21 protein-coding genes and 2 tRNA genes are annotated in these 24,669 nt (G+C 35.9%); 9 read left to right on the top strand and 14 right to left on the bottom strand.

What is annotated here, in order from left to right; translation table 11 throughout:
• The first annotated feature begins 45 nt into the window (after window positions 1–45).
• Entirely contained in the window at window positions 46–1,326 is a 1,281-nt protein-coding gene (gene murF / locus G3A46_RS09290; protein WP_165149185.1) for a UDP-N-acetylmuramoyl-tripeptide--D-alanyl-D-alanine ligase, read from the top strand.
• A gap of 127 nt (window positions 1,327–1,453) precedes the next feature.
• Here the strand turns inward: murF and G3A46_RS09295 are convergent, their stop codons facing one another.
• Window positions 1,454–2,434: a YitT family protein gene (locus G3A46_RS09295; protein WP_165149187.1), complete on the bottom strand. Its 981-nt coding sequence runs from the start codon at window positions 2,432–2,434 to the stop codon at window positions 1,454–1,456.
• Between the two features lie 147 nt (window positions 2,435–2,581).
• Between G3A46_RS09295 and G3A46_RS09300 the strand changes: the two genes are divergently transcribed.
• The 3 genes from G3A46_RS09300 to G3A46_RS09310 all read left to right on the top strand — a co-directional run bounded on the left by G3A46_RS09300 (window position 2,582) and on the right by G3A46_RS09310 (window position 4,885).
• Window positions 2,582–2,659, top strand: a tRNA-Val gene (locus tag G3A46_RS09300).
• 37 nt (window positions 2,660–2,696) lie between these two features.
• On the top strand, window positions 2,697–2,858 hold the full coding sequence (locus G3A46_RS09305) for a GIY-YIG nuclease family protein (protein ID WP_165149189.1): 162 nt from the start codon (window positions 2,697–2,699) through the stop codon (window positions 2,856–2,858).
• 92 nt (window positions 2,859–2,950) lie between these two features.
• Window positions 2,951–4,885, top strand: a complete 1,935-nt coding sequence (locus tag G3A46_RS09310) for a M1 family metallopeptidase (RefSeq protein ID WP_165149191.1) — start codon at window positions 2,951–2,953, stop codon at window positions 4,883–4,885.
• Window positions 4,886–5,006: 121 nt separating this feature from the next.
• Here the strand turns inward: G3A46_RS09310 and G3A46_RS09315 are convergent, their stop codons facing one another.
• Window positions 5,007–5,153 carry a hypothetical protein gene (locus tag G3A46_RS09315; RefSeq protein ID WP_165149193.1) on the bottom strand — a complete coding sequence of 49 codons (147 nt, stop codon included), beginning with the start codon at window positions 5,151–5,153 and terminating at the stop codon, window positions 5,007–5,009.
• 151 nt (window positions 5,154–5,304) lie between these two features.
• On the opposite strand from G3A46_RS09315, the gene G3A46_RS09320 reads away from it, so the two are divergent.
• Window positions 5,305–5,880, top strand: a complete 576-nt coding sequence (locus G3A46_RS09320) for an alkylphosphonate utilization protein (protein ID WP_165149195.1) — start codon at window positions 5,305–5,307, stop codon at window positions 5,878–5,880.
• 263 nt (window positions 5,881–6,143) lie between these two features.
• Here G3A46_RS09320 and G3A46_RS09325 read toward each other — a convergent pair whose 3' ends face one another.
• The 3 genes from G3A46_RS09325 to G3A46_RS09335 all read right to left on the bottom strand — a co-directional run bounded on the left by G3A46_RS09325 (window position 6,144) and on the right by G3A46_RS09335 (window position 11,305).
• On the bottom strand, window positions 6,144–7,895 hold the full coding sequence (locus tag G3A46_RS09325; protein WP_165149197.1) for a tetratricopeptide repeat protein: 1,752 nt from the start codon (window positions 7,893–7,895) through the stop codon (window positions 6,144–6,146).
• Between the two features lie 5 nt (window positions 7,896–7,900).
• On the bottom strand, window positions 7,901–9,673 hold the full coding sequence (locus tag G3A46_RS09330) for a hypothetical protein (RefSeq protein WP_165149199.1): 1,773 nt from the start codon (window positions 9,671–9,673) through the stop codon (window positions 7,901–7,903).
• A 243-nt stretch (window positions 9,674–9,916) separates the two neighbouring features.
• A complete protein-coding gene (locus G3A46_RS09335; RefSeq protein WP_165149201.1) occupies window positions 9,917–11,305 on the bottom strand; it encodes a dipeptidase in 1,389 nt (462 codons plus the stop codon).
• Between the two features lie 195 nt (window positions 11,306–11,500).
• Here G3A46_RS09335 and G3A46_RS09340 point away from each other — a divergent pair.
• Both G3A46_RS09340 and G3A46_RS09345 read left to right on the top strand, forming a co-directional pair.
• A tRNA-Leu gene (locus G3A46_RS09340) sits at window positions 11,501–11,582 on the top strand.
• 267 nt (window positions 11,583–11,849) lie between these two features.
• Window positions 11,850–12,362, top strand: a complete 513-nt coding sequence (locus G3A46_RS09345) for an NADPH-dependent FMN reductase (protein ID WP_165149203.1) — start codon at window positions 11,850–11,852, stop codon at window positions 12,360–12,362.
• Between the two features lie 206 nt (window positions 12,363–12,568).
• On the opposite strand, the gene G3A46_RS09350 is transcribed toward G3A46_RS09345, so the two are convergent.
• Both G3A46_RS09350 and G3A46_RS09355 read right to left on the bottom strand, forming a co-directional pair.
• The gene (locus G3A46_RS09350) at window positions 12,569–13,831 is read right to left on the bottom strand and encodes a T9SS type A sorting domain-containing protein (RefSeq protein WP_165149205.1); all 1,263 of its coding nucleotides are present in this window, start codon (window positions 13,829–13,831) and stop codon (window positions 12,569–12,571) included.
• 313 nt (window positions 13,832–14,144) lie between these two features.
• A complete protein-coding gene (locus tag G3A46_RS09355) occupies window positions 14,145–15,068 on the bottom strand; it encodes a ClpXP adapter SpxH family protein (protein ID WP_165149207.1) in 924 nt (307 codons plus the stop codon).
• A gap of 210 nt (window positions 15,069–15,278) precedes the next feature.
• On the opposite strand from G3A46_RS09355, the gene G3A46_RS09360 reads away from it, so the two are divergent.
• On the top strand, window positions 15,279–15,635 hold the full coding sequence (locus G3A46_RS09360; RefSeq protein ID WP_165149209.1) for a helix-turn-helix domain-containing protein: 357 nt from the start codon (window positions 15,279–15,281) through the stop codon (window positions 15,633–15,635).
• Window positions 15,636–15,640: 5 nt separating this feature from the next.
• Here the strand turns inward: G3A46_RS09360 and G3A46_RS09365 are convergent, their stop codons facing one another.
• The 7 genes from G3A46_RS09365 to G3A46_RS09395 all read right to left on the bottom strand — a co-directional run bounded on the left by G3A46_RS09365 (window position 15,641) and on the right by G3A46_RS09395 (window position 23,035).
• Window positions 15,641–16,813, bottom strand: coding sequence for an MFS transporter (locus G3A46_RS09365; RefSeq protein ID WP_165149211.1), 1,173 nt, complete (start codon window positions 16,811–16,813; stop codon window positions 15,641–15,643).
• Window positions 16,814–16,868: 55 nt separating this feature from the next.
• Window positions 16,869–17,600: an MgtC/SapB family protein gene (locus G3A46_RS09370; protein WP_165149213.1), complete on the bottom strand. Its 732-nt coding sequence runs from the start codon at window positions 17,598–17,600 to the stop codon at window positions 16,869–16,871.
• A gap of 67 nt (window positions 17,601–17,667) precedes the next feature.
• The gene (locus tag G3A46_RS09375) at window positions 17,668–18,915 is read right to left on the bottom strand and encodes an amidohydrolase family protein (protein WP_165149215.1); all 1,248 of its coding nucleotides are present in this window, start codon (window positions 18,913–18,915) and stop codon (window positions 17,668–17,670) included.
• Between the two features lie 261 nt (window positions 18,916–19,176).
• Window positions 19,177–19,557 (bottom strand): nuclear transport factor 2 family protein, encoded by a 381-nt coding sequence (locus G3A46_RS09380; protein ID WP_165149217.1) that lies wholly within the window; start codon window positions 19,555–19,557, stop codon window positions 19,177–19,179.
• Window positions 19,558–19,559: 2 nt separating this feature from the next.
• Window positions 19,560–20,129 (bottom strand): YceI family protein, encoded by a 570-nt coding sequence (locus tag G3A46_RS09385; protein WP_165149219.1) that lies wholly within the window; start codon window positions 20,127–20,129, stop codon window positions 19,560–19,562.
• 123 nt (window positions 20,130–20,252) lie between these two features.
• Window positions 20,253–21,767, bottom strand: a complete 1,515-nt coding sequence (locus tag G3A46_RS09390; RefSeq protein WP_165149221.1) for a catalase — start codon at window positions 21,765–21,767, stop codon at window positions 20,253–20,255.
• A 227-nt stretch (window positions 21,768–21,994) separates the two neighbouring features.
• Window positions 21,995–23,035, bottom strand: a complete 1,041-nt coding sequence (locus G3A46_RS09395) for an endonuclease/exonuclease/phosphatase family protein (RefSeq protein ID WP_165149223.1) — start codon at window positions 23,033–23,035, stop codon at window positions 21,995–21,997.
• Between the two features lie 100 nt (window positions 23,036–23,135).
• Between G3A46_RS09395 and G3A46_RS09400 the strand changes: the two genes are divergently transcribed.
• Window positions 23,136–24,605, top strand: coding sequence for a T9SS type A sorting domain-containing protein (locus tag G3A46_RS09400; RefSeq protein ID WP_165149225.1), 1,470 nt, complete (start codon window positions 23,136–23,138; stop codon window positions 24,603–24,605).
• Window positions 24,606–24,669: the final 64 nt, after the last annotated feature.

The following is a 24,669-nucleotide window of genomic DNA, read 5'->3' on the forward strand; positions in this document are numbered from 1 at the left end:
AGTGATAAACTTTGGAGGGTTTTTTTATATATTCACACTAAGATTATGGATATAAAAACAATACATCAATACTTTTTAGAAAGCTCTGGAGTAAGCACTGACTCTAGGAATGTTCCCGTAAAATCAATTTTCTTTGCATTAAAAGGCGATAATTTTAACGGCAATATGTTTGCACAAGAAGCCTTAGATAAAGGGGCTTTTAAAGTGGTAATAGACGAAAAGAAATTTCATAAAGATACCGGTGAAACAATTTTAGTAGAAAATGTTCTAGTAACGCTACAACAATTGGCGTACTTCCATAGAAATTATTTAGGCCTTCACATTATATCGCTTACTGGTAGTAATGGTAAAACCACTTCGAAAGAACTTATAAATGCGGTTTTATCTCAAAAGTTTAAAACGGTTGCAACTAAAGGTAATTTAAACAATCATATAGGGGTGCCGCTTACTTTGCTTTCGATGGATTCGGAAACGGAAATAGGGATTGTTGAAATGGGCGCAAATCATCTAGGTGAAATTAAAATGCTAAGTGAAATAGCAAAACCTGATTTCGGATATATTACAAATTTTGGCAAAGCACATTTGGAAGGATTTGGTAGTCTAGAAGGTGTAATACAAGGGAAGACTGAGCTTTATCAGTTTTTAAAAGACCACAATAAAAAAATATTTGTAAACGCTAACGATTCAAAACAACTAGAAAATTCTAAAGGGATATCTAGAATTACCTTCGGAGACTCAAATGCTGATTATGTCATAAAGCTTATAGATGGTTCTAGCCATCTTTTAGTGGAGTACAATGGCACTGAGATACAAAGTAATTTGGTTGGTGCATACAACTTCGCAAATGTCTCTGCGGCCATTGCAATAGGCGCTTATCTAAACGTTTCAGTTAACGACATTAAACAAGGGATAGAAAATTATGTTCCGTCAAACAACCGTTCGCAATTGATGCAACAGGGTTCAAATACTATATTGTTGGATGCTTATAATGCAAACCCAACAAGTATGATGGCGGCCTTGGAAAATTTCAAACAAACCAAAGGAGATAATAAAGTTGTATTTCTAGGTGACATGTTCGAGTTAGGAACAGATTCTGAAGCTGAACATCAAAATATTGTAAACTTCTTGAAAGAAACCAATTTTGCAAAAGTGTTTTTAACTGGAAGCAATTTTTATAAAGCAAAAAACAGTGCTTCACATATAAAGCAGTTTAAAACATTTGATGACTTAAAAGAAATGATAAAAACTCAGGAGCTGGAAAATGCTACTGTTTTGATAAAAGCATCTAGAGGAATGGCTTTAGAGCGAATTTTAGATCTCTTATAATTGAGGTGAAATTACTTCACCGTTAATGAAACATTGCGGCTGACTTCCATGGATGGTTAGAACTATGGATATTCAACCTGGCTTGATAAGAGTCAACTTTTAGTAGTTCGCGAAAATTTGATAAAATCTATTTATCGAATTTTTTAATTGGTTTCTTTTTAATCATTCCGCCTTTGGCGTCTTTAATGGAAGTCATAATTATAAAGGCGTTACTGTCAATTTTTTCTACTTCAGTTTTAAGTTTGGTCATCTCTAACCTTGTTATAACTGTGTACACTACATCTACAGGTTTGCGCACTTCTCCGTTTTGCGAGTAACCTTTTTCTGCTTTAAATAAGGTACAACCTCGACCCATTTTCTGAATAATAGCAAGTCGAATTTCATCACTATAATCTGAAATAATGGTTATCCCCATAAACTCTTCAATACCGTCTATCACAAAATCTACAGTTTTTGAAGCTGCGAAATAGGTGAGAATAGCATAAAGAGCAATTTCAGTAGAAAGAAAATAAGCGGCGTTTATAAAAATGATTACGTTAAATAGAAGTATAACGTTACCAACAGTTAAGTTTGTTTTGCGGCTTATATAAATAGCAAGAACCTCTGTTCCGTCTATAATCGCCCCACCACGTATTGCCAAGCCGATTCCGAGTCCTAAAAAGAGACCTCCAAATGAGGCAATTAAAATCTTATCATCTGTTATTTGTGGAAATGGAATTAAAGCAACAGCTATTGCTAAAAAGGTAATTCCCATTACACTCTTTATGGCAAAGCTTTTCCCTACAGTAAAGTAGGCCATTATTAAAAAAGGGAGGTTAAAACAAACGAGTAATAAGGGTAGTGAAATATTTGTAAGCTCATTTACCATAAGCGAGATCCCTGTAATACCTCCGTCTATAAAACTATTCGGCATTAAAAACCCTCTAAGTCCAAATGAAGCAGCTAAAACTCCAAGTAGTAGGTAGAAAAATTCATAAATTTCGTGTTTAACTTCTACTTCAAGGTTTTTTACACTTTTGTCAAAAGACGATTCGGTTTTCGCATTTTTTGGTTGTTGGTTTTGTCTTTTTACAACCGATATGATAATTTTTTTAATGAATGGAATCAAAAAGTAGATTTTTTATGGTTAATCGATTCCAAAGATAAACCATAAAAACCCTCTCACAAGATATAAATTTTATAGATTTTGAATTTTTTTTAAAAAAATGTTTGTTGGTATTAAAAAGTAACCTATATTTGCAACCGCTAAGTGAAAGGGCGATTAGCTCAGCTGGTTCAGAGCACCTCGTTTACACCGAGGGGGTCGGGGGTTCGAACCCCTCATCGCCCACCAACTTTCAAAAGCCGAAGTTTATACTTCGGCTTTTTTTATGGAATATTTTGTCTACATATTATACTCGCAAACCCTTGATAAATATTATGTTGGGTCTACCGAAGATGTGTCTCATCGGTTAAGAGAACATTTATGGAATCACAAGGGATTTACTTCAAGGGCTAAAGATTGGGAATTAAAATACTCTGAATTTTTTTGATTAAACACATTAAACTACAACTACATAATTTTAATGCGTAATCAAATCGCATTTCATTATCTTCGCTAGTTGACTTATAAAAATTGAATAATATGAAGTATTTCAATAGCAGTTTATGGATTATGCTGCTTTTTTCCGTTGTGTCTTTTACCCTTAATGCACAAGATGTAAATCCAAACAATCAAAGTCTTTTCGATAATTTCACTTATAGACAGGGAAATGAATATCGCACAGCTTCAGGAAAACCAGGTCCGAAATATTGGCAAAACTCAGCCGATTATCAACTTGAAGTTACTTTAGACGAAAAAAATCACATTGTTACAGGGAATGTTGCTATTCAATACACCAACAATAGTCCTGAAGAATTAGATTTTGTTTGGTTATACCTAGAGCAAAATCGTTTTACAGAAACTTCTCGTGGTACTTTAACTTCCCCTCTTGAAGGAGGACGTTATAGCGGAGACGTTGAAGGTGGATATAAACTTTCAAATTTTTCAGCTAAAACGAAAACAGGAACTTCTTCTAAATACCTGATTACAGATACGAGAATGCAGGTTTTCTTAGATAAGCCTTTAGCAGCTAATGGGGGCCAGGTTGAGATAAAAATGAATTTTGAATACAAGATTCCTGTTGAAGGAATGGACCGTATGGGCAGGTTTGAAGCTAAAGACGGAACAGTATATGCTATTGCACAAGGGTATCCGCGTGTAGCAGTTTTCGACGATGTTGTAGGCTGGAATACAGATCCGTATTTAGGAGCTGGAGAATTCTATTGTGAATACGGAGATTTTGATGTAAAGATTACCGCTGCTGCAGATCAAACTGTAGTTTGTTCAGGAATACTACAAAATCCAAATGAAGTACTTACAAAAACACAGCAAGAGCGTTTAGCAAAAGCTGAGAAAAGTGATAAGACAGTTTACATTATTAAACCAGATGAAGTTGGGAAATCCGTAGCTCAAGCTAAAAAGAACGGCACACTAACATGGCATTTTAAAATGGAGAACACTCGCGATGTAGCATGGGCTTCATCTAGAGCTTTTATTTGGGATGCGGCAAAAATGAACCTAGGAAATGGAGAAGTTGGATTGGCACAGTCTGTTTATCCTAAAGAAAGTGATGGCGAACACGCTTGGGGTCGTTCTACCGAATACACTAAGGCCTCTGTAGAGTTTCACTCTAATACTTACTATCCTTATCCGTATCACAACGCAATTAACGTAGCAACTAGTGTAGGTGGAATGGAGTATCCAGGAGTTAGTTTTTGTGGGTACCAAAGAGGAGGAGCATCACTTTGGGGTGTAACCGATCACGAATTTGGACACAACTGGTTCCCAATGATTGTTGGTAATAACGAACGTCGTTACCCGTGGATGGACGAAGGCTTAAATATTTTTATAAATCACTACAGTACAGCTGCCTTTAATAATGGCGAATATCCAACTAGAACAGACAAACCACGTGACTTGGTTCAATATCTAACCTATGGAAATCGCGAAGGAATAGACACTTATCCAGATATTGCTAATGCGAGAAACTTAGCTTACACGGCGTATTACAAACCGGCTGCTGGACTTTATATGCTTAGGGAGTACATTTTAGGTAAAGAGCGATTCGACTATGCTTTTAAGAGTTATATCCGTCATTGGGCATATAAACATCCGCAACCAAACGACTTTTTTAATCATATTGAAAATGCTGTAGGCGAGGATTTATCTTGGTTTTGGAAAGGGTGGTTCTTCGGAAATGGAAATATAGATTTAGGAATTTTATCTGTAGAGCCTTACCAAGGTAATTATTTGATTACTGTTGAAAACAACGGTGATATACCAATGCCAGTGGAATTGTTGGTAACTTATAATGACGATACTAAAGAAACCATCAAGCTTCCAGTCGAAATTTGGCATCGAGGTAATGTTTGGAGTCACCTACTTAAAACAGATAAGCAGGTAAAACGCGTAGTGCAAGACCCTAACAAAATGGTACCTGATATCAATATATTAAATGATACCTGGAATAAGTTATAATCCGTAAGAATCATAAAAAAAGCCTCTATTATTAGAGGCTTTTTTTATTGTCTGTTCGAGCGCAGTCGAGAACTATGAGGTTTCGACTGCGTTCAACCTGACACGCTTAATTTTATTAAATTCAGCATCCACCTAAAATAACTTTTGGATAATTGCTTACATCTATAGTTGCTTCGTTGCTTTTTGTAACTAATTCAATGGCTTCTTTCGTGCTAAATCCAAGAATTAATAGAGACAGCAATAGCAGCAGTAAGATACTTCGCCGCAAAACCGATTTTTTTGAGGTGTGTATTTGAAAACAGCTATAAATATGGCGAATCGACGAACGAATCATCTTGTAGTAGGTAAATCTCGCGAAAAATATATCTTTGCCTCATCAATCTCCAAAGCCTTGGCGACGGACTTAATTATATTACATTATGAGCCTAGAAAAAGAATTACAACAAAGAAGCGATAACAAATGTGAATTATGCGGAAGCGAAGAAAACCTTGGCGTTTTTGAGGTGCCTGATTCTCCAATGAGTGGAGCCGAAGCTTCAGTTTACATTTGTAATACGTGTAAAGAGCAAATTGAAGATCCAGAAAAAGTAGATGCAAATCACTGGAGATGCTTAAACGACAGTATGTGGAGCACAGTGCCAGCGGTTCAAGTGATGGCGTGGCGTATGCTTAACAGATTAAGAGCTGAAGGTTGGCCACAAGATTTGTTAGATATGATGTATATGGAAGATGATGTAAAAGAATGGGCAAAGGCTGGCGTAGCAGAAGCAAAAGCAGATGCGGTTATTCATCGTGATAGTAATGGTGTTGTATTAGAAGCAGGTGATTCTGTTGTACTAATAAAAGACCTAAAAGTGAAAGGAAGTAGTATGGTTGCTAAACAAGGTACTACTGTGCGTAGAATTTCTCTTGATCGTGAAAACGAAAAATATATTGAAGGAAGAGTAGATGGTCAGCAGATTGTGATTATCACTGACTATGTAAAGAAAGTATAAATATTTAGACCTGACAGGTCCTTTCTATTTATCCTGCAAGGTGTTGCCACAGGCCTCCTTGTAGGTATAAACAAGAGATCGTTTTTCCCCATTTTTACCAAAATTAAATAGCATTAGGCTATCCTAGTAAACACGTAGATTACTTTAATAGTTTGTATCTACCCATTTTGTGAGGAAGATTAAATATTTAGACCTGACAGGTTTCTAAAACCTATCAGGTCTTTTGATATGCCGCAGGCCATCTTGCCGGCATTAAATAACTCCTAATACTTATACCCAAGTTTTTTTATAAAATCTTTAAATTGGGCTTGGTTTCTATAGGCTTCAAACATAGGTTCATTTGGTAATTCAATTAGCCCAAGATCCTTGTGAGTATGTGCTTTTTCCAACCAATAGTACATTTTTTCTTCTTTTTTAAGCACTGCATAGGTAGCAGCAATTTGATAGCTCCAGGACTTCTCATGATCAGCAATCAATTTCATTAATGCTGTCTCAGATTTTTCCTGATTGCCTAAAAAATGATAAATCATAGCTTCAGTATGTAGTCTAAAACCTGCTAAAGGTTCTTTTTTTATCACTTCTAGGGCTTCACTGTATTTCTCCTGATTCATTAATATTAATGCATACAAAGAATACGCAACGTCTTGGTCTGGATTTAGCCTAATGGATTCCTTAATGTTTTTTTCGGCCTCTTTAAGATTTTTAGCCATATAATAAGTATTGGCCAAACTGTAATAGTTAGAAGCGTTTACAGGATCTATTATTATTACTCTTTTGTGAATTGCTATGGCTTCTTCTGTATTCCCACGTAAAAGCGCTACTTCCGAAGCTCTGTGCAAAGCGGTTTCGTTATTGGGGTCTAATCGTAAAGCTTTTTGTGCAAGTTTTCCCGCCTTTCCAATATCATTTTCATACTCTAAGGAAAGTAAAGACATAAATGCATAGATTTCTGCATAGGTACTGTCAGCTTTTATGGCTTTTATGGCTACTTCGTAGGTTAACTTTTTCCCTTTTTCATAATCAATAATTCCGTAATTATTTTGTGTGTGATAAATATTACCTAATGTTATCAATGCTGCTGCGTAGGTAGAATCTATAGCTAAAGATTTTTGCAATAGCTTTTCAGATATTTGCAATGACTCTTCATCATAATTATTTTGATATATGTATCGACCTTCCAAAAACAAAGTATACGCATCAGTATTTGATTCTGTTACACTGGGGATTATATTATCTAAAATTCGCAATTGAAGATTTTCAGCAACTGCTTCGGCTATTTCATTTTGAATTTTAAAAATGTTTTTGAGTTCTTTTTCCCAAGTTTGCGACCAAATATTGTTATCGCCGTTAGTTTCAACAAGATTTACATTTACTCTAATTATACTGTCTTGAGTACGTACGCTGCCTTCAAGTATGTATGAAACATTTAAGGTTTTTGCTATTTCCTGCAGGTCCATTTTTTTGTTTTTAAATGAAAAAGCCGAGGTGCGTGAAGTAACTTGAAGTTCGTTTATTTTAGCAAGTGAGTTTAATACTTCTTCTGCCAAACCATCGGCAAAATACCCTTGTTGTTGGTTTGGAGACATATCTGAAAAAGGTAATACGGCAATTGATTTATCTGGTTTTGTTTCGAGTGCAATGGCATTTTCATTATTTTCAGAACGCAGCCTAAACCTATCAACAAATAATAAGATTATGGCTATGGCTAAAAACGCGATAATGAAAGTGTTGAGTTTTTGCCCTGTTTTTTGTGTGATGGACTTTTCCTTTGGAACATTTTTAGTTTTTTTAATACCGTCTGTAGTGATTTCAAAAAACCAGGAGATACAAATCCAAACAGGAAGCAAAACGATTAGGATAATCAAAATCATTTTCCCAAACCAAATAGGAGCGTTAATTATAGGGCTAAGAATAGCGATGACCTGAAGTAAAACCCATGAAAAAATTAAATAGGAAACTGTGCCTTTAAAGACATTCCTTCGTTTTAATTCGTTAAAAAAATCGTTGAGATTCATTTGGTTTATTTTTCAATTTTCGGAAAGCCCATTTTATCAATAAACTTTTGCCATCTTTTATCGGAATGTAAACTTCTAAAACGTGGCTCAGACAACACTTCATTTAAGCCCACGTCGTGAACTTTATAGGCTTTGTTTAGCCATTTAAATGCATTTTCCTTATCGTCTCTAAAAGCATAGCTTTCGGCAATTTGATAGGCCATGTCATTAGTGTATTTAGAAATAAGCTCTTGCATATAGGCATCGGACTTTTCTATATCGCCGAGTTTAAAGTAGATATCGGAATGTATCTGCAAACCCCAGCCTTCATCATCTTCTTTTTTAATGGCTTCTAATGCTGCAGCTAATTTGTTTTGTTGTAACAAAATTCGAGCGTGATAATAATGTAATGCATAGCGATTTGGTTGTAATTCAATACAAGTTTTAGCGGCCTCCACAGCTTTATCAAGTAGGTCTGCACAGTAGTATGCATTCATTAATTGATAATGCGTGTCTGGATTAAGTGGGTCTAAACTTGCTGAGTATTCTTGAAGTCGAACAGCGCTTTCTACATTTCCTAAAGACAATGCAAGAGTAGCGGTGAGGCTAATAATTTCAGGGTTTGAACCATCTAGTTTTAGGGCTATTTCATTTAGTTGTTTCGCCTTTACGAAATTCCAATCATAACTCAATTCATCATCTGCTAAATAAGCATAAGCGAGTGCGTTTTTCGGGTCTATCTCCAAAACTTTATTTGTTGCTTCTTTGGCTAGCGTATAGCCTTGCTTAAATCCTAATGTTCCGTTATTTGCTTGAGTTTCATAAACTCTTGAAAGTAGTAACCAAGCTGGTATATAGTTGCTATCTATATCTAAAGCTTGTTTTGCAAAGTCTACCGCTTCAATCAGTTTTTGAATGTCGCTAGAAAAATGTGAGGCCTGTACTGCTTGTAAATAAAGTTTATAAGCTTCAGGATTGGTTTTTATTGACTTCGGGAGCGGTTTTGATTCTAATAAATTAAGTTCTAGTGCTTTTACAACTGCTCCAGATACTTCATCTTGAATTGCAAAAATATTATCTAAGTCTCTATCGTAGGTTTCCGTCCATAAATGCTTGTCGTTTTTTGCATCGATAAGCTGTGCGGTAATGCGAAGAAGATTCCCCGATTTGCGCACACTGCCTTCTAAAATGTAAGTTACATTTAGCTTTTGAGCGATTTCTGGAAGCTGTAAATCTGAGTTTTTAAAAGAAAATGTTGAGGTGCGAGATGTGACTTTTAAAAGTTCTACTTGCGTTAAAAGATTAAGAAGTGCTTCAGTAAGGCCATCTGCGAAATACGAATTGTCATCTTTTTCAGAAAAGTCCTGAAATGGAAGGACAGCTATTGTTTTTGATTTAGAAGCTAAGGATGGAATATCAAAATTGTTTTCAGAAATCTTATCGGTTATTACAAATCTGTCGATAACCAAGACAGCTAAACAGATTACTAGAAAAGCGATGATGATTTTATTAAGTCGCTTCCCAGTTTTTTTACGAATGGAAGCAGATTCTGAAACTTTGCTAGTTCGTTTTAAACCTGTAGGAGTGAATTCATATATCCAAGAGCCAATAAGATATAAAGGAAAGCCTACTAAAAGTAAATAAAAAAGACTTTTTGAAATCCATAAGGGCATTTCTAAAATATCACCCAATAGTGCAGCTATACGTATAAGTAACCAAGCCACTACTATATAAGAAATAGCACCTTTTATTACATTACGTCGCTTTAGTTCATTCCAAAAACTATTTTTTCGTTTCACAATTTAGTTGATTTCTTTAGAAATCTATTCCTAAAGATAGCGAAATAATACTTTTAATCTTAATATATAGGGCTTGGAAATATCAATTAAACTGAAAGTAGCGTATTGGTTATTACGGATTTATGTTTAAAATTATGATGAAGTTACTAGGTGTTGTGTTCGTTTTACGAGAAGTGTATATAAATAATTAGACCTGACAGGTTTCAAAAATCTGTCAGGTCTAGAATACATTTTAATGTTTTATTATTTACTCATTTCAGTAAAATAATGGTAGAACTGAGGAATAGTTTCAATTCCTTTCAAATAATTCCAAACTCCAAAGTGTTCATTTGGGGAGTGGATAGCGTCGCTATCTAAACCAAAGCCCATTAAAATTGTTTTACTCTTCAATTCTTTTTCAAACAAAGCAACAATAGGAATACTTCCTCCGCTGCGTTGTGGAATTGGTGTTTTTCCAAATGTTTCTTCGTAAGCTTTTTCTGCAGCTCTATAGCCTAAACTATCTATAGGAGTAACATAAGCTGTTCCTCCGTGATGAGGTTTAACTTTTACGCGTACACCTTTTGGAGCGATACTTTCAAAATGGTTTTTGAAAAGTTCGGTGATTTTCTCCCAGTTTTGATCAGGTACTAAACGCATACTTATTTTAGCAAAGGCTTTACTTGCAATTACAGTTTTTGCTCCTTCGCCTATATATCCACCCCAAATTCCATTTACATCCAATGTTGGGCGAATAGAATTTCTTTCATTAGTTGAATAGCCTTTTTCACCATAAACAGAATCGATATCTAGAGCTTTCTCATAATCTTTTAGGTTGAAAGGTGCCTCAGCCATTTTCTCGCGTTCTTCTTTTGAAAGTTCTTCCACATCATCATAAAATCCTGGAATGGTAATGTGGTTGTTCTCGTCGTGAAGCGAGGCAATCATCTTAGCTAAGATATTTATAGGGTTTGCCACAGCTCCTCCGTAAAGGCCGCTATGAAGGTCACGATTAGGTCCTGTAACCTCTACTTCAACATAACTCAAGCCACGAAGTCCGGTAGTAATAGAAGGTGTGTCCTTAGAAATCATCCCAGTGTCGCTAATTAAAATAACGTCGTTGGCAAGTTTTTCGCGGTTTCGGCTAATAAACCATCCTAGACTTTCACTTCCAACTTCTTCTTCACCTTCAATCATAAACTTAACGTTGCACGGCAATTGGTTGGTTTCTGTCATATATTCCAACGCTTTTACGTGCATATACATCTGTCCTTTATCGTCACAACTTCCTCGAGCAAATATTGCACCTTCAGGATGAAGCTCAGTTTCCTTTATAACTGGTTCAAACGGTGGACTTGTCCATAATTCTAACGGGTCTGGTGGTTGCACGTCATAATGACCATATACTAAAACAGTTGGTAGGTTTTTATCGATGATCTTTTCGCCATATACAATCGGGTATCCCGGAGTTTCACAGATTTCAACAGTGTCACAACCTGCTTTTTCAAGTTGCACTTTTACAGCTTCAGCTGTTTTTAGCACATCTTTTTTATATGCAGGGTCTGCACTAATTGATGGTATTTTTAAAAGCTCGATTAATTCGTCTAAAAATCGATCTTTATTTTGTTCAATGTAAGATTTTGCGCTTTTCATTATTTTATTTTTGAAGAATTGCTAAAGTACAAAACACCACTGAAACAGCGTACTAAATAGGGAAAATGCTGTTTAGGTTTAACTAAGTTTTAGCAGAATTTAAAATTTTTAAAAATTTTTATTTCAAAAACCAAAATCTTGTTTATATTTGCACTCCTTTTACAAAGAATCCTAAGTTTTGTAAAAGATTATAATGCGGGCGTGGTGGAATTGGTAGACACGCCAGACTTAGGATCTGGTGCCGCGAGGTGTGGGAGTTCGAGTCTCCCCGCCCGCACGTAATGAAAAGCTGACTGTAAAAAGTCAGCTTTTTCTATTTATATAGTTAAGTGTTTTAGTTTAATTGTGCGAACTCAAAGAGTCAGTACATACAGCTTCTCTACGAAAGTAGGGAAGCTTTTTTTTTAATCCACTTTGTACAAGAATGTTACGCTAATAATTACAAAAGTAGAAGCGAGAATTATTATAGCGTTTTTTATGGTTATAGGCTACATAGTCCCAACAGAATATATTTTTGTAATTTGTATTGACTAAAAGTAAAACCATGCGAATATTAGGAATATCTGCTTCTGCAAGCATATCTAGCAGTAACTTTCATTTTCTAAAAGCAATTCAGCGATTGCTGCAGGAAAAGGATGAAATGCAGGTTTTTGAAGGTTTACAAGATTTTGATTTGTTTAGTCCTTCCAGATTAACAGCCGGCATTCCTAAAAACATTCTTGAATTGAAAGAAAAAATTGATGCTGCTGAACTGATAATCATTGCTACCCCTGAATACACGCATAACATCCCTGCAGTATTAAAAAACCTAATCGAGTGGTGCACTGCTTCTGGGGAATTTGCACAAAAGAAAGTACTTCCGATCACATTTACACCCTATGAACCTAGAGGGGAACACGCAATGATATCATTATTGCAATCGCTACAAACAATGAAAGCTAAGATTGAAACTCAGCTCCCACTTTATAAGACAGACGTAGAAATTAAAGAAAAACAAATAGAGTTTCCATCAGAAATTATAGAGCTTTTGAATGCTGCCATTGACTTGTATCGATAAATTGGAATTACTTCAATTTCCACCTGTTTTCCCAAATTAAATGGTTTTTCGGTAAGAACTATCGGCCGCAACTCAAAGTATTCTCCAAAATTATGCTGACCATGCCTCTAATTTTATGGTAACAAACGTGTATAGCAAACAAAAAAGCCGTCCCATTTTGAAAAATGAGACGGCTTTTAAGCATTAAGAAATTTAATTTATTTCTATTATTTTTTTACAATTTTCAGGGTTTCAGTAAGTCCACCTTCAAATGTTGCTTTCACTAAATAGATTCCTGACTTAAGAGTGCTTAAATCAATTTTTCCATGTGAAATAGTGCTTGAATTTAAAATCATTTGCCCCATTAGGTTATAAACCTCAATCGACTCTACAGTTTTTTGTGATTGAATAGTTAACACGTCGTTTACTGGGTTTGGATAAAAATCAAAATCAACTGATGTGAAATCAGAAACGCCTAAGGTTTCACATTCTCCCGCTACGAAAAAGATAGATTCCGCTTCCAGTTCCGTCCAACTAGTTCCTCCATCTTCAGACAACATTGTAATTGCGCCATCTGTTCCGTTTTCTGTAGCTGCCCACCAAACAGTAGATGGTTCAGGAGTAGTGATTTTTGGCTCTAACCAATAAACTCCTTCAGTTAAAACAACCGCTTCAGTCAAGTCGAATACCACGTGATACACAGGCTCATTGTACATAGATCCGTATGCTATAGCAGATGTTGCATCAGCTTCAATTACTTCAATTACATCACCTGGTATTCCATTATTATTTGCTCTAATGTTGAAAACACCATGATCTGGAGCTTGAACTTGATTTGTGCTGATTGAGATTTGTTGAAGTGCAAAGGTAGTATTTGCTTCAACTGTAAAATCATTGGCAATAAATGTATTTGGATTACGTGGGTCTAAATTAAATCCTGCATCAAGGCTTGGAGCGATACCTAGCCCTTGGAAGCAATCAAAATCTGGTTCTGGAATAACCACATCTCCCATGCAATTTACTTTAATACTTACCGTAGTCGGACCGCTTGCTTCATACAAATCGGCGATAATATAATAAGTAGTACCTTCAACTAAATCTATATATTCCGATTGCTCTCCAGTCCAATAGAAACCAGTGATATTTCCGGCCATATTTCCACAGGCATTCATAATCATAAAGTCTGCATCGCCTGCTCCTTGATCTAAATCCATAATGTGAAGACCTGAGGCAGTAGCCGTAAATTCAAATACTTGCTCCGATCCAGTATAGTTGTAAGGAACATTAGAATAGTTTGTCCAATAACCTGCATTTGGAACTAAATCTGCAGTATAAACAGTATCGCATTCTATTACGATTTTTTCAACACAAGGAGTATCATTAAGGGGGGAGCCTTGGTTGTTTTCATTGTTAGCATTCAGTGTTACTCCTGAAAAAAGTGTAATCATCAGAAGGCTTAAAAGTCTTTTAGATAGTAGTTTTTTAATCATTTTATAATTAAGATTTTTTGTTTAAGAGCGTAAACTTACGGAAAAGATGCCATAATTCAATTGCTCAAAAAATATTTAAGAAAGAGTTTTTTCCGCACAATCGATAACTTCTAAGTTTTACTGATTCCATAATAAAACAACCACTTTGAGCGGGAAATTAAGAGGTAAGGTATCCACTAGATTTGGGCTGTTTTTGAATATGTAGTTTTAAATCAAACCTTTAAGTTCTAAAAAAAAGGTAGGCTTTTTTAAAAGTCTACCCTTGTATTTACACTTACACACTTTGAGTGATAGTGTCTATTTCAAATTCAATCTATTTTACTTTCCAAATAGAACCGTTTTTAGTCGATAGTTTTTCTAAAGAACCTTTGGTTGTAAGTTCGTTCAATACGTTTTCACTTTCCTCTCGAGGAGTACCTGAAAGTTCAGAAAATTCCTTAGCTGTAAGAGTAGGGTAAATAGCAAAAAGTGATTCCCAATTTTTACTGTATTCGCTTTTCAGAATATTCGGATTCGTTTTTAAGATTGCCATTTCATAAAACGCATACGGTCTAGCGCCGTAAACGGTTTCTTTATTTCCTTCGTTGTCAACTACGAAAATAGTAGGGAACCCTCTTACACCATATTCTCTAGCAGCTTTTAAATCGTCTTGGAATAATGTTTTTGCCTTTCCTTCAAAATCCGATTTTAATTGCTCAACGTCAAGACCAACAACCTTGGCAGCAGTTGCTAAATGTTCCCATTTTGCAATATTTTTCTTTTGTAAGAAAACCATTTCACGAATTTCGCGCATAAATAGGTTGGCTTTCTCTTTATCTTGGATTTGTGCAGCTTTATAAGCAATAGAAGGTGGGTATGAAGAATCTAATGGATCTTCTAGCCATAAATCCCCGTCTATAGGCATATCGTAATAAACACTTACCTCGTCCCAATGTGAAGCAACATCTGATGGTTTTCCTATACCTCCGCTATTGTAACTCCAATCTGGTAAAAGACCTCCCATTCTGTATTCAATTTCAATATGGTCTCCATACTCTAATTTCAGTTTTCTCAACTGAGGTTCAATTCCCCAACAAGAAGAACAAATTGGATCTGTAAAGTAAACTAGCTTAACTGATTTTTCAGAAGATTGAGCTTTTTCTACTGTTGAATCTTGAACGTCTTCGCCTGGCATTTCACACATTCCTGTTTCTGGATCGCAAAGAAGTGGATTGTTTTTTAATTTATCGCTATTCATAATATTGTTTTTAAATTGTTATCTTTTTACTTGAATACATTTATCATAGTTCTACCTAATTCATATTTAAGCTGTTATGCTTTCAAGTATGAATACAAATATACTGATATTTAAGTGTATATTTGATACGCATTTCCTTTTGGGAAGTGCTTTCCTGTAGGAAACTACCTCGGTACTCTTAAGTGGTAATTGTGTAATATTTATATTGAAATGAAAAAGAAAGCAAAAATAAACGACACCCCTGTATGTCAGGTTAGGATGCAAGCTATCAGTGATACGATGAGTATTTTATCTGGGAAATGGAAGTTTCACATCCTGGGAACGCTAATAGAGGGTAACAAACTTGGGTTTATGGATTTGATGAGAGAAATTGATGGGATAGGATCTAAAATGCTTTCCAAAGAACTTCAAGATCTTGAAATGAATCATTTAGTTAGTCGAACAGTTTTAGATACAAAGCCTATAACGGTTGAATATGCTATAACAGAATATGGTGCGACACTTTCGCCACTTATTAACGAGTTGGCAAAATGGGGTATTGAGTATAGGCAGTCTGTGCACGGATAATAAAATCAACTCAAAGTCTTTTTAGCAAATACTGAAATTATAATTCCAGGTATGGAAAGTGCAATTGCAAGATACACCAAACTCATAGGAGAGTATATACCCAATAGAAGTCCTGCCGCAGATGATGCAATCATAATTGATAGATTGAAAACGGAAGATTGAACCGATGTGGCCACATCTTTAGCAGTTTCTACTTGTCTGCTAACCGCGGCTTGTAATAGAGTCACTAACGGACCAAAGGAAACTCCCCATAGAAAGAAGGCGAAATGTCCAATTCCGGTAGCACCTCCAAACATCAGGAAAATAACCATTGAAATAATGATCAACCCAAACATGGCTATGGTTAGTAGTCTTAAATATTTATCGGTGTATTTTATAGCTATCAAGACTGAAATTAATGATCCAATTCCAAAAAATAACAGTGCCATTTCAACACCTCCAGCAAGTTGAATTTCATTTACAAGGCTAGTGATATACACGTAAACACCATAGTGAGCAATTACACCGAGTAATGTAAGTAACAGTATTATTAACACTTCCGGTATTTTTAGTAATGCAAATGGCGAGGAGCTTTTAGTTAGTTTTTCTCCTGGAGTTGAAGGCAACGCAAAAAAGCTAACTACGGCAATAGCAAGGATAAATGCACCAAGCCCAATAAATTCTGTTCGCCATCCGTAATCATTCCCAATGGTTGTCATTATCGGCATCCCCACGCTAATTCCTAAAGTTGTTCCTGCCATAATAACAGCGATCGCTTTTCCGTGATGCTTTTCATCTACCAACCTCATTCCATAAGCAGCAATCATTGGCCACATGACTCCCGCACAAATACCACCAATAACTCTAAGTATAATGATGATGGTGTAATCGTAAACGAGTCCTGAGATAATATTGGAAATAGCAAAACCTCCCAACAAAAGGAGTAATAAATATTTCCTGTTGAACTGCATCGTCAAGGAAATAAGCGGAATTGCAAAAATGGCCGAAGCTATGGCGTAATACCCAACTAAATTCCCTGTCTGAACTTCGTTGATATTTAAATCGTCCATCATAAGAGGTAAAACCCCCGATGGCATCAATTCAGAGAGAATTCCCACAAAGGTTACAGACGACATTAAAATCATAATCAACCACGGAAAGACACTTTTAGTTTTTTCCGTAATATTTTGTTTGCTCATAGTTTTGTTTTTAACCGTGTGAAATACACAAATTATTTAATAGAATGAGTTGGGGCTAATACTCTGTTTCTCGTCCTACCAATTTCCAGCCTGCTCGAGTTACTTCGAGTTCCATAGTCAGACCTGTAACCAAGTTTTCCAATAAGTTTTCTTGTTCGCCAATAGTTGCCACTTCAATTTGAATAACTATTTCTTCTGGATTAGATTCTAGCGTATTCCTATTAATTGAACGCACCAATAACTGATCATTTGCTTCAATATGGTTTAATAGCCAAAACCGAACGTTTGATTCCATATTTAAAAGACATTGGATGGAAACTTGGTAGTAAGTTTCTTTTACTTTGGTTTTCTTATATGCTGAAAGCTTTGATAAACGAACACTTATTGGTCTTAAGACTAGGTGAGATAAAACCACGGCAATGGTAGTAATCAAGGCTTCAAGCAAAAAGCCCATCCCTGCCAATGTTCCCACTGCTGCGGAACACCATATGGTGGCTGCGGTGTTGAGTCCTCTAACATTAAACCCATCTTTCATTATAACCCCAGCCCCAATAAAACCAATACCCGTCACGATTTGCGCCGTTACCCTGCCGGGGTCTCCACCCGCTAAACTATAAAGGTCTATAGATAGTAAAACATAAGAAGCAGCGCCAATCGCTACTAAGGTATTGGTTCGTAATCCTGCGTTTTTTTGTTGCCACTGTCTTTCAAAACCAATAATTCCGCCTAATATAAAAGCGGTGCCTATGCGAAAAATGTATTCTGATAACTCTACAAATCCATCCATAAAATCTTTGAAAAATTAGTGGTTTGAAATTATAATGCTTTTCCTAAAAGAAGTGTACAAGATAAGTTTAAAGATTTAAAGGCACGTCGTATTCTACCTCCTTGCGTCGGAATAAAAACTCACCATTTCGAACTGACGCCAATACATCTACTCTTTTTCTTATCGCTTCATAAACTGTAGATTCGTTAAGCACGATAAAATTGGCTGCTTTTCCTACTTCTAAACCATAGCTATCTTGAATATTCATACAACGTGCGCCATTGTAGGTAATCAAGTCAAAACTTGTTTTTATCTCTTCTGGCGACATGGTTTGTGCTAAATGGATTCCGTTGTCTAGAATATTCATCATATTTCCATTCCCCATTGGATACCATGGGTCGTTTATCGAATCTTGTGCGAAGGCAACATTAATTCCTAATTCTATAAATTCTTTTACTCTAGTTAATCCACGACGTTTTGGGTAGGTGTCTTGACGGCCCTGCAAGTAAACGTTTTCAGTAGGACAAGCAATAAAGTTCATCTTACTCTTTTGGAAAAGGTCCATCATTCTAAAAGCATAAGAGTTATCTGCCGAACCAAATGAACAGGTATGACTCGCAGTAGTTCTAGTTCCATAGTCTTCCATAAGAACAAGTGCATTCAGTAATTCTACAAAACGCGAATGTGTATCATCTGTTTCATCGCAGTGAACATCAATCATCTTATCGTATTTCAGACCGAGGTTAACAATGTCGTGAACAGATTTTTCTCCAAACTCCCTAGCTGGTTCGTAATGTGGAATTCCTCCAACAACGTCAGCTCCCATTTTCAATGCTTCTTCTACTAGTTCTAATCCGCCCTTATATGTGTACATTCCTTGCTGCGGAAAAGCCACAATTTGAATATCAACCGTGTCTTTTAAATCTTCTTTCATTTCAAGCATTGCTTTTAACGCTGTGAAATTTGGGTCGGTAACGTCTATATGCGTACGTATGTGCTGCACACCTTGAGAAACCTCATCGTGAATTCCTTTCATAGCAAGTTTTTTCACACTTTCAACAGTCAAGGTTTCTTTAAACTTGGGCCATAGTTCTATCGCTTCAAATAAGGTTCCTGAGCCAGCGCCTTCTTGTCCTAGTTCCGATAATGTATAAACGTAGTCCAAATGCAAATGAGGGTCTACATAAGGAGGTAAAACCAGCTTCCCGCCTAAATCAATTTCTTCATCACATTTAGGTAAATTTTTCCCAATTTGGGTGATTTTACCATTTTCTACAATCATTTCAGTGGCTTCATCATTGCGATAGATTTTCGCATTAAAAAACTTCTTCTTCATTATACATTCATTTAAGGTTAATACTATTAAGTAATGCCCAAAATTTAAAAATCGCCTATATAATTGGCGTTAGGACAAGTTCACAATCTAAACCTTAAAGGTGAAATTTGCAATGATAAATGTCATATAACCTATTGGTTGTAAGTGAATTGTTATTGTGTGAAATGACATTTTCAGATGAGTTGAAAATATTTTAAATAAAAAAACCTAGTGCTACAAACTGCTAACACTAGGTTCATTTTTAAAAAGAAAATACAAAGTTTATGATACCTCTTCCGAAGTGGCAAACTCTTCCATTTTCGTAATTAAATTGTTTTCAACGGTATAAATTTGAACCCATTTTTGCTTAAGTTCTCTTCCAGAACGTTTAACCCTTTGGTGTTCCTTTCCCAATACCACGACCATATTGTCTTCAACGATATATTGCTGAGGTTCAAAATTGATTATCTCAGTCCTTTCCATGATATTAGTGAAAAAGGTTCTAACACCTTCCTTTTTTTCAAAAGTACCGGCGGGAATTATTTGGGTTCCGTGATAAATCCAAACCGTATCTTCGGAAACCGTGCCTACAAATTTTTCTACATCCCCTTCACTAAAAGCTTCAAACATTTTCTCGACTACGGCTTTTGATGAGTTTTTCATAATTATTGTTTTGCAAACTGCAAGTGAACAACAATAGTTACGTCTTTTCCAACACCCGCAGCAGCTGGATCAAAATTGATGTTGTAGTCAAATCTATTAATGGTGGTTTTGGCTTTCATACCTAATTTTTCACCTTTATCACTCTTAACAGATCCTCCATAATGCACATCAAAAATCACATCTTTTGTAACGTCTTTAATGGTTAATTTACCATATAGTAAATACTTATCTGGCTTTCCTGTAGCTAGCATTTTAGTGCTTTTGAAAGTCATGTTTGGGTATTTCTCTACCTCAAAAAAATCAGCACTTCTCAGGTGATTGTCTCTATCCGTTACATTGGTGTTTATACTGTTTACTTTTACAGTAAAATCGAAGTTTGCATTATTTAGCGCTTCTCCATCGGTAGTTAAGTTTCCTGTGTATTCTAAAAAGTTACCGTTTACAATACTAATTCCTGAATGGGAAATATTAAAGTTTAACGAGGAGTGATAAGGATCTACCTTCCATTGTGTTTGTGCAAATGAACCTATTGTAAAGAATACAATTGCAACTAATGACATAATTTTTTTCATAGTATCTAAATTTTAAAAGTTATTATTAGTTAATAAATATCTGAGGTTAAAACAATGCCATAAATACTCGAAGCTCGATTATTTATGGCATTTATTTTTACATCATTTTTGTTTTAAAAAACGTTACCCATTGCTAGGTCTTGGTGCCCATTTGTTATAAGGAGTCATATCGAAGTTGTTCACTTCGTCCATCGTTAAACCGAGTGCTTTTGCTACACCTTCGCCATATTCTGGATCGGCTTTATAACAATTTCTAATATGTCGTATTTGAATAAACTTCTCGGCACCACCAACTTGTGCAGCCGTGTTTTTAAATAAAACATCAGCTTTTCCGTCGGCTTTAATAATGCGGAATAAATCACCAGGTTGGGTGAAGTAATCTTCATCATCATCTCTAAAGTTATGGGCGTAAGCATCACCACTTAATTCTAAAGGCGGTTCTTTGGCCTGAGGTTGTTCTTGCCATTCGCCATAGCTGTTTGGTTCGTAATGTTTTGTTCCGCCGTAATTTCCATCTACTCGCATAGCTCCATCTCTATGATATGAGTGGTAAGGGCAAGTAGGTTTGTTTACCGGAATCTGATAGTGGTTTACACCAAGTCTATAGCGTTGTGCATCACCATATGAAAACAATCTTCCTTGAAGCATTTTGTCTGGAGAGAAGCCAATTCCAGGAACAATATTCGTCGGATTGAAAGCTGCTTGTTCTACATCTTGGAAGTAGTTTTCTGGGTTTCTATTCAATTCAAATTCCCCTACAGGAATTAAAGGGAAATCCTTTTTAGACCAAACCTTAGTTAAGTCGAATGGGTGGAAACGGTAAGTTTTTGCTTCTTCCTCCGTCATTACTTGAATATACATCTTCCATTTTGGGAAGTCTTTTCTTTCAATGGCATCAAAGAGATCTCGCTGAGAAGATTCCCTATCCATGCCCACAACTTTAGCCGCTTCTTCATCGGATAGGTTTTCGATACCTTGTTGCGTTACAAAATGAAATTTCACCCAATGTCTTTCATTGTCTTTGTTTATAAAGCTATAGGTGTGGCTACCGAATCCGTGCATATGTCTGTATCCTCTTGGAATACCACGATCGCTCATAATAATTGTTACTTGGTGAAGTGCTTCGGGTAGTAAGGTCCAAAAATCCCAGTTGTTATTAGCGTCCCGCATATTTGTTTTAGGATCGCGTTTTACAGCGTGATTTAGATCTGGGAATTTCATAGGGTCACGAAAGAAAAACACGGGTGTATTGTTTCCTACCAAATCCCAAATCCCTTCATCTGTATAAAACTTTAGTGCGAATCCTCTAATATCTCTTTCTGCATCTGCCGCACCTCTTTCTCCAGCAACGGTAGAGAAGCGGCTAAACATTTCTGTTTTTTTCCCTACTTCGCTAAAAATGTCAGCTTTTGTATACTTCGTGATGTCGTGTGTAACTGTAAAGGTTCCAAAAGCACCTGAACCTTTTGCGTGCATTCGTCTTTCTGGAATAACTTCTCTGTCGAAGTTTGCCATTTTTTCAAGAAACCAAGCATCCTGCATTAACATGGGTCCACGTGGCCCAGCTGTTTGTACATTTTGATTATCTGGAACAGGAGCTCCTGTTTGCCTAGTTAATTTAGGTTTTTTCTTATCCATTACTTTAGTTTTAAGATTGATTTAGCCAATGAAGTTACGAAAATTCCTAAACTTTTCAACTGACATAAATCAGTTTTAAGCACTGTTAAGCTATTAAAAAGAATGTTTTAGAAATAAAAACAAATATTACAACTTGAATGTTGCATATTCTTTAAAGAAATGAAATACTGAAGTAGTTCAATCTTATAACAACAGCTTATAGAAACGTTTATATAAAGTGGAAGGTTTTAAGCGTTGTTTTTTCCTTCCTCAATCAATTCCTCGATTTCTTCCTTTTCATCCCCATTTAGTTTAGGATTTTTGGGGGTTGCTACTCTTTTTTTGTGATGAATTTCATAGTACATCGCAAAATGGTCGCTTCCGAAGTTCTTGGAACGTATCATTTTACCTACATATAAATCGCGGGTGTGAAAAAGATGGTCTAGGGGAAACCTTAAGAAGAAATAGTTTGCGTGAAAAGTAGAAAAGAATCCACGACCCACACGAGGATCTATCATCCCTGTCATTTTTTTGAAAAGACGCGTTGTGCGGCTCCAAACTACATCGTTCATATCGCCACAAACCACCGTTGGCTTGTCGATTTTTCTTATTCTCTTTCCTGTAAGCATTAATTCGGCGTCCCGTTCTTTAGAAGTTTCATTTTCTGTAGGACTTGGAGGAGCGGGGTGAAGACAGCAAAAGAAAATAGGCGAATCTTTATCGGTATAGTAGTCGAAAAATATAGAAGGCTTATCGTCTTCAATCTGATATTTTACTTCTACGTTTTTTACTTCAACTTTAGAATAAAGATGCATTCCGTAGAAATTTTCTAAAGGTACCTTTACGGTAAAAGGATAGTCTTTTTCAAGTTCGGAAAGTCCATTTTCCCAATCCTTGTTAGACTCCATCGTGAGTACTAAATCTGGGTCAAATCGTTTTACCTCTTTCAGGAAGTCTGAGTAGCAGTTATTTGTTTGTAAAACATTTCCTGCTAAAATAGAAACATATCCGTCTGTAGCATCGTGCGATCTTCTTCTTGGAAAAAGTGAACTGTATGGTGTTATTTTAAAAAGTTGGTAGATGATGCTGGCAATAAGCGCAAAAAGTAAAATCCAACTAAATGTACTGTAGTGATCTTCGGTGTAAATGAAAATTCCGAGAAGAATTAATTGTATAACCACCGATTGAAGTCTCACAAAATCTGCAGTACGAAAAAACCAGTGAGGATGCCTAGTAGCCGGAAAGAAAGGGCTAATGATGAAAAATATTATGAAAATATATAATACCATATTTCAAAGTTAGTCAATTTGTAGAGATGTAATAAGGTTTGAAAATTCTTTTTTACCTAGTCTCTACTACCTATTTTTACAGTTCATAAAAACCAATAAAATGAAAAAAATTACCCTTACAACATTATTAACCTTTTTTGCGTTTGCTATAACATTCGCACAGACCTATACTACTCCCAACACAGGAGTTACTTGGACTTTAGATGATATTGCTGCAGCAAGCCCTACTACAATTACTGTTTCTGGTACTGAATACACACTTTTAGAAAACTTAGAAATTGCTGAAAATGATGCCGTAGTTATCGATACGGACTTAACTCTTTTAATTGATGCTGATTTATTAATTAAAGTTTATGGTGCTTTTACTGTAAGTGCCAACGAAGTTACAATTACTGCTTTAGACGAAGCTGCTCCTTATGAAGGTTTTCGTTTTGAAGAGTTTTCAGAAATAGATATTAAAAACGCAACTATATCTTACGGGGGAGGGCTTCGAGTGTTAACTGAAACTTTTTCTATTGACAATTGTACAATAACCAATAATGTTTCTGGAGCTACGTCAAGTGCTGTTATTCAGCTTTCTCGTGGGATGGCGCAGATTACGAACAACCTTATACAGTTTAATGAAAATCCTGCCGTTGGTTCTGCTGCAAACTCTGGGGTTTCTCCATATATCTATAATAACCATATTGAAGGAAATAATACCGATAATGCTAACCGTCCGCAAATTAACATCGGAACTACATTAGCAAACGAGCCTTTGCAGATTATCCAAAACACGATTATCGGAGATCCAAACCTAACTAAGGTTGGTGGTATTGCAATTGCAAACTTTGTAGGTGCAAATGTAAATGCTGTTATTCAAGATAACGTTATTCAAAACAACAGATACGGGATTACTATTATGGGGCCTGTAGATGCTGCTTTAATTAAAAACAATCTAATTGAAGACAATAACACTCAAGGAGATCCTGCTCTTGGTGGAAGTGGAATTAATATACTTACAAGTTCTGCTAGAAATGAAGTAGTAGTTACAGGTAATACAATACGAAGAAATATTTGGGGTATTACACTACAAGACCAAGCAACAATTAACCTTGGGGATGACATTGACAACCCAGGAGGAAATGTGTTTTCTGAAAATGGAAATGGTGGTGTAGTTTATGCGCTTTATAACAATACAGCTAACCCAGTAATGGCAAAAAACAACTGCTGGATTGAAGGGGAAGAAAGCACTATGGAAGAGGTTGAAGATGTGATTTTCCACCAAGTAGATGATGCAACTTTAGGTTTAGTTACCTTCGATCCATTTGATTGTGGAGTTGCTTCAGTTAACGATGTAGCGGCTTCAAACTTTAGCTTTTATCCAAACCCAGTTAAAAATGAAATTAACTTCAACAATATCTTTTCTTTTGAAAAAGTTGAAATTTATGGAGTTCAGGGGAACTTAATCGTTTCAGAAAATATTTCTGAAGGGCTTAATACAATGCCAATCGACCTTTCTTCTGGACTTTATTTTGTAAACTTCAGCAATAATAATAACAGTATTACTAAAAAGATGATTGTTCGATAAACGAGGAGAATGTCTGGTCGAGCGCAGTCGAGGCCTAATTTTTTTAAAGACTAGAATAGCTATT

It is taken from the genome of Aequorivita sp. KMM 9714 (assembly GCF_011065475.1).
Taxonomy (GTDB): domain Bacteria; phylum Bacteroidota; class Bacteroidia; order Flavobacteriales; family Flavobacteriaceae; genus Aequorivita; species Aequorivita sinensis.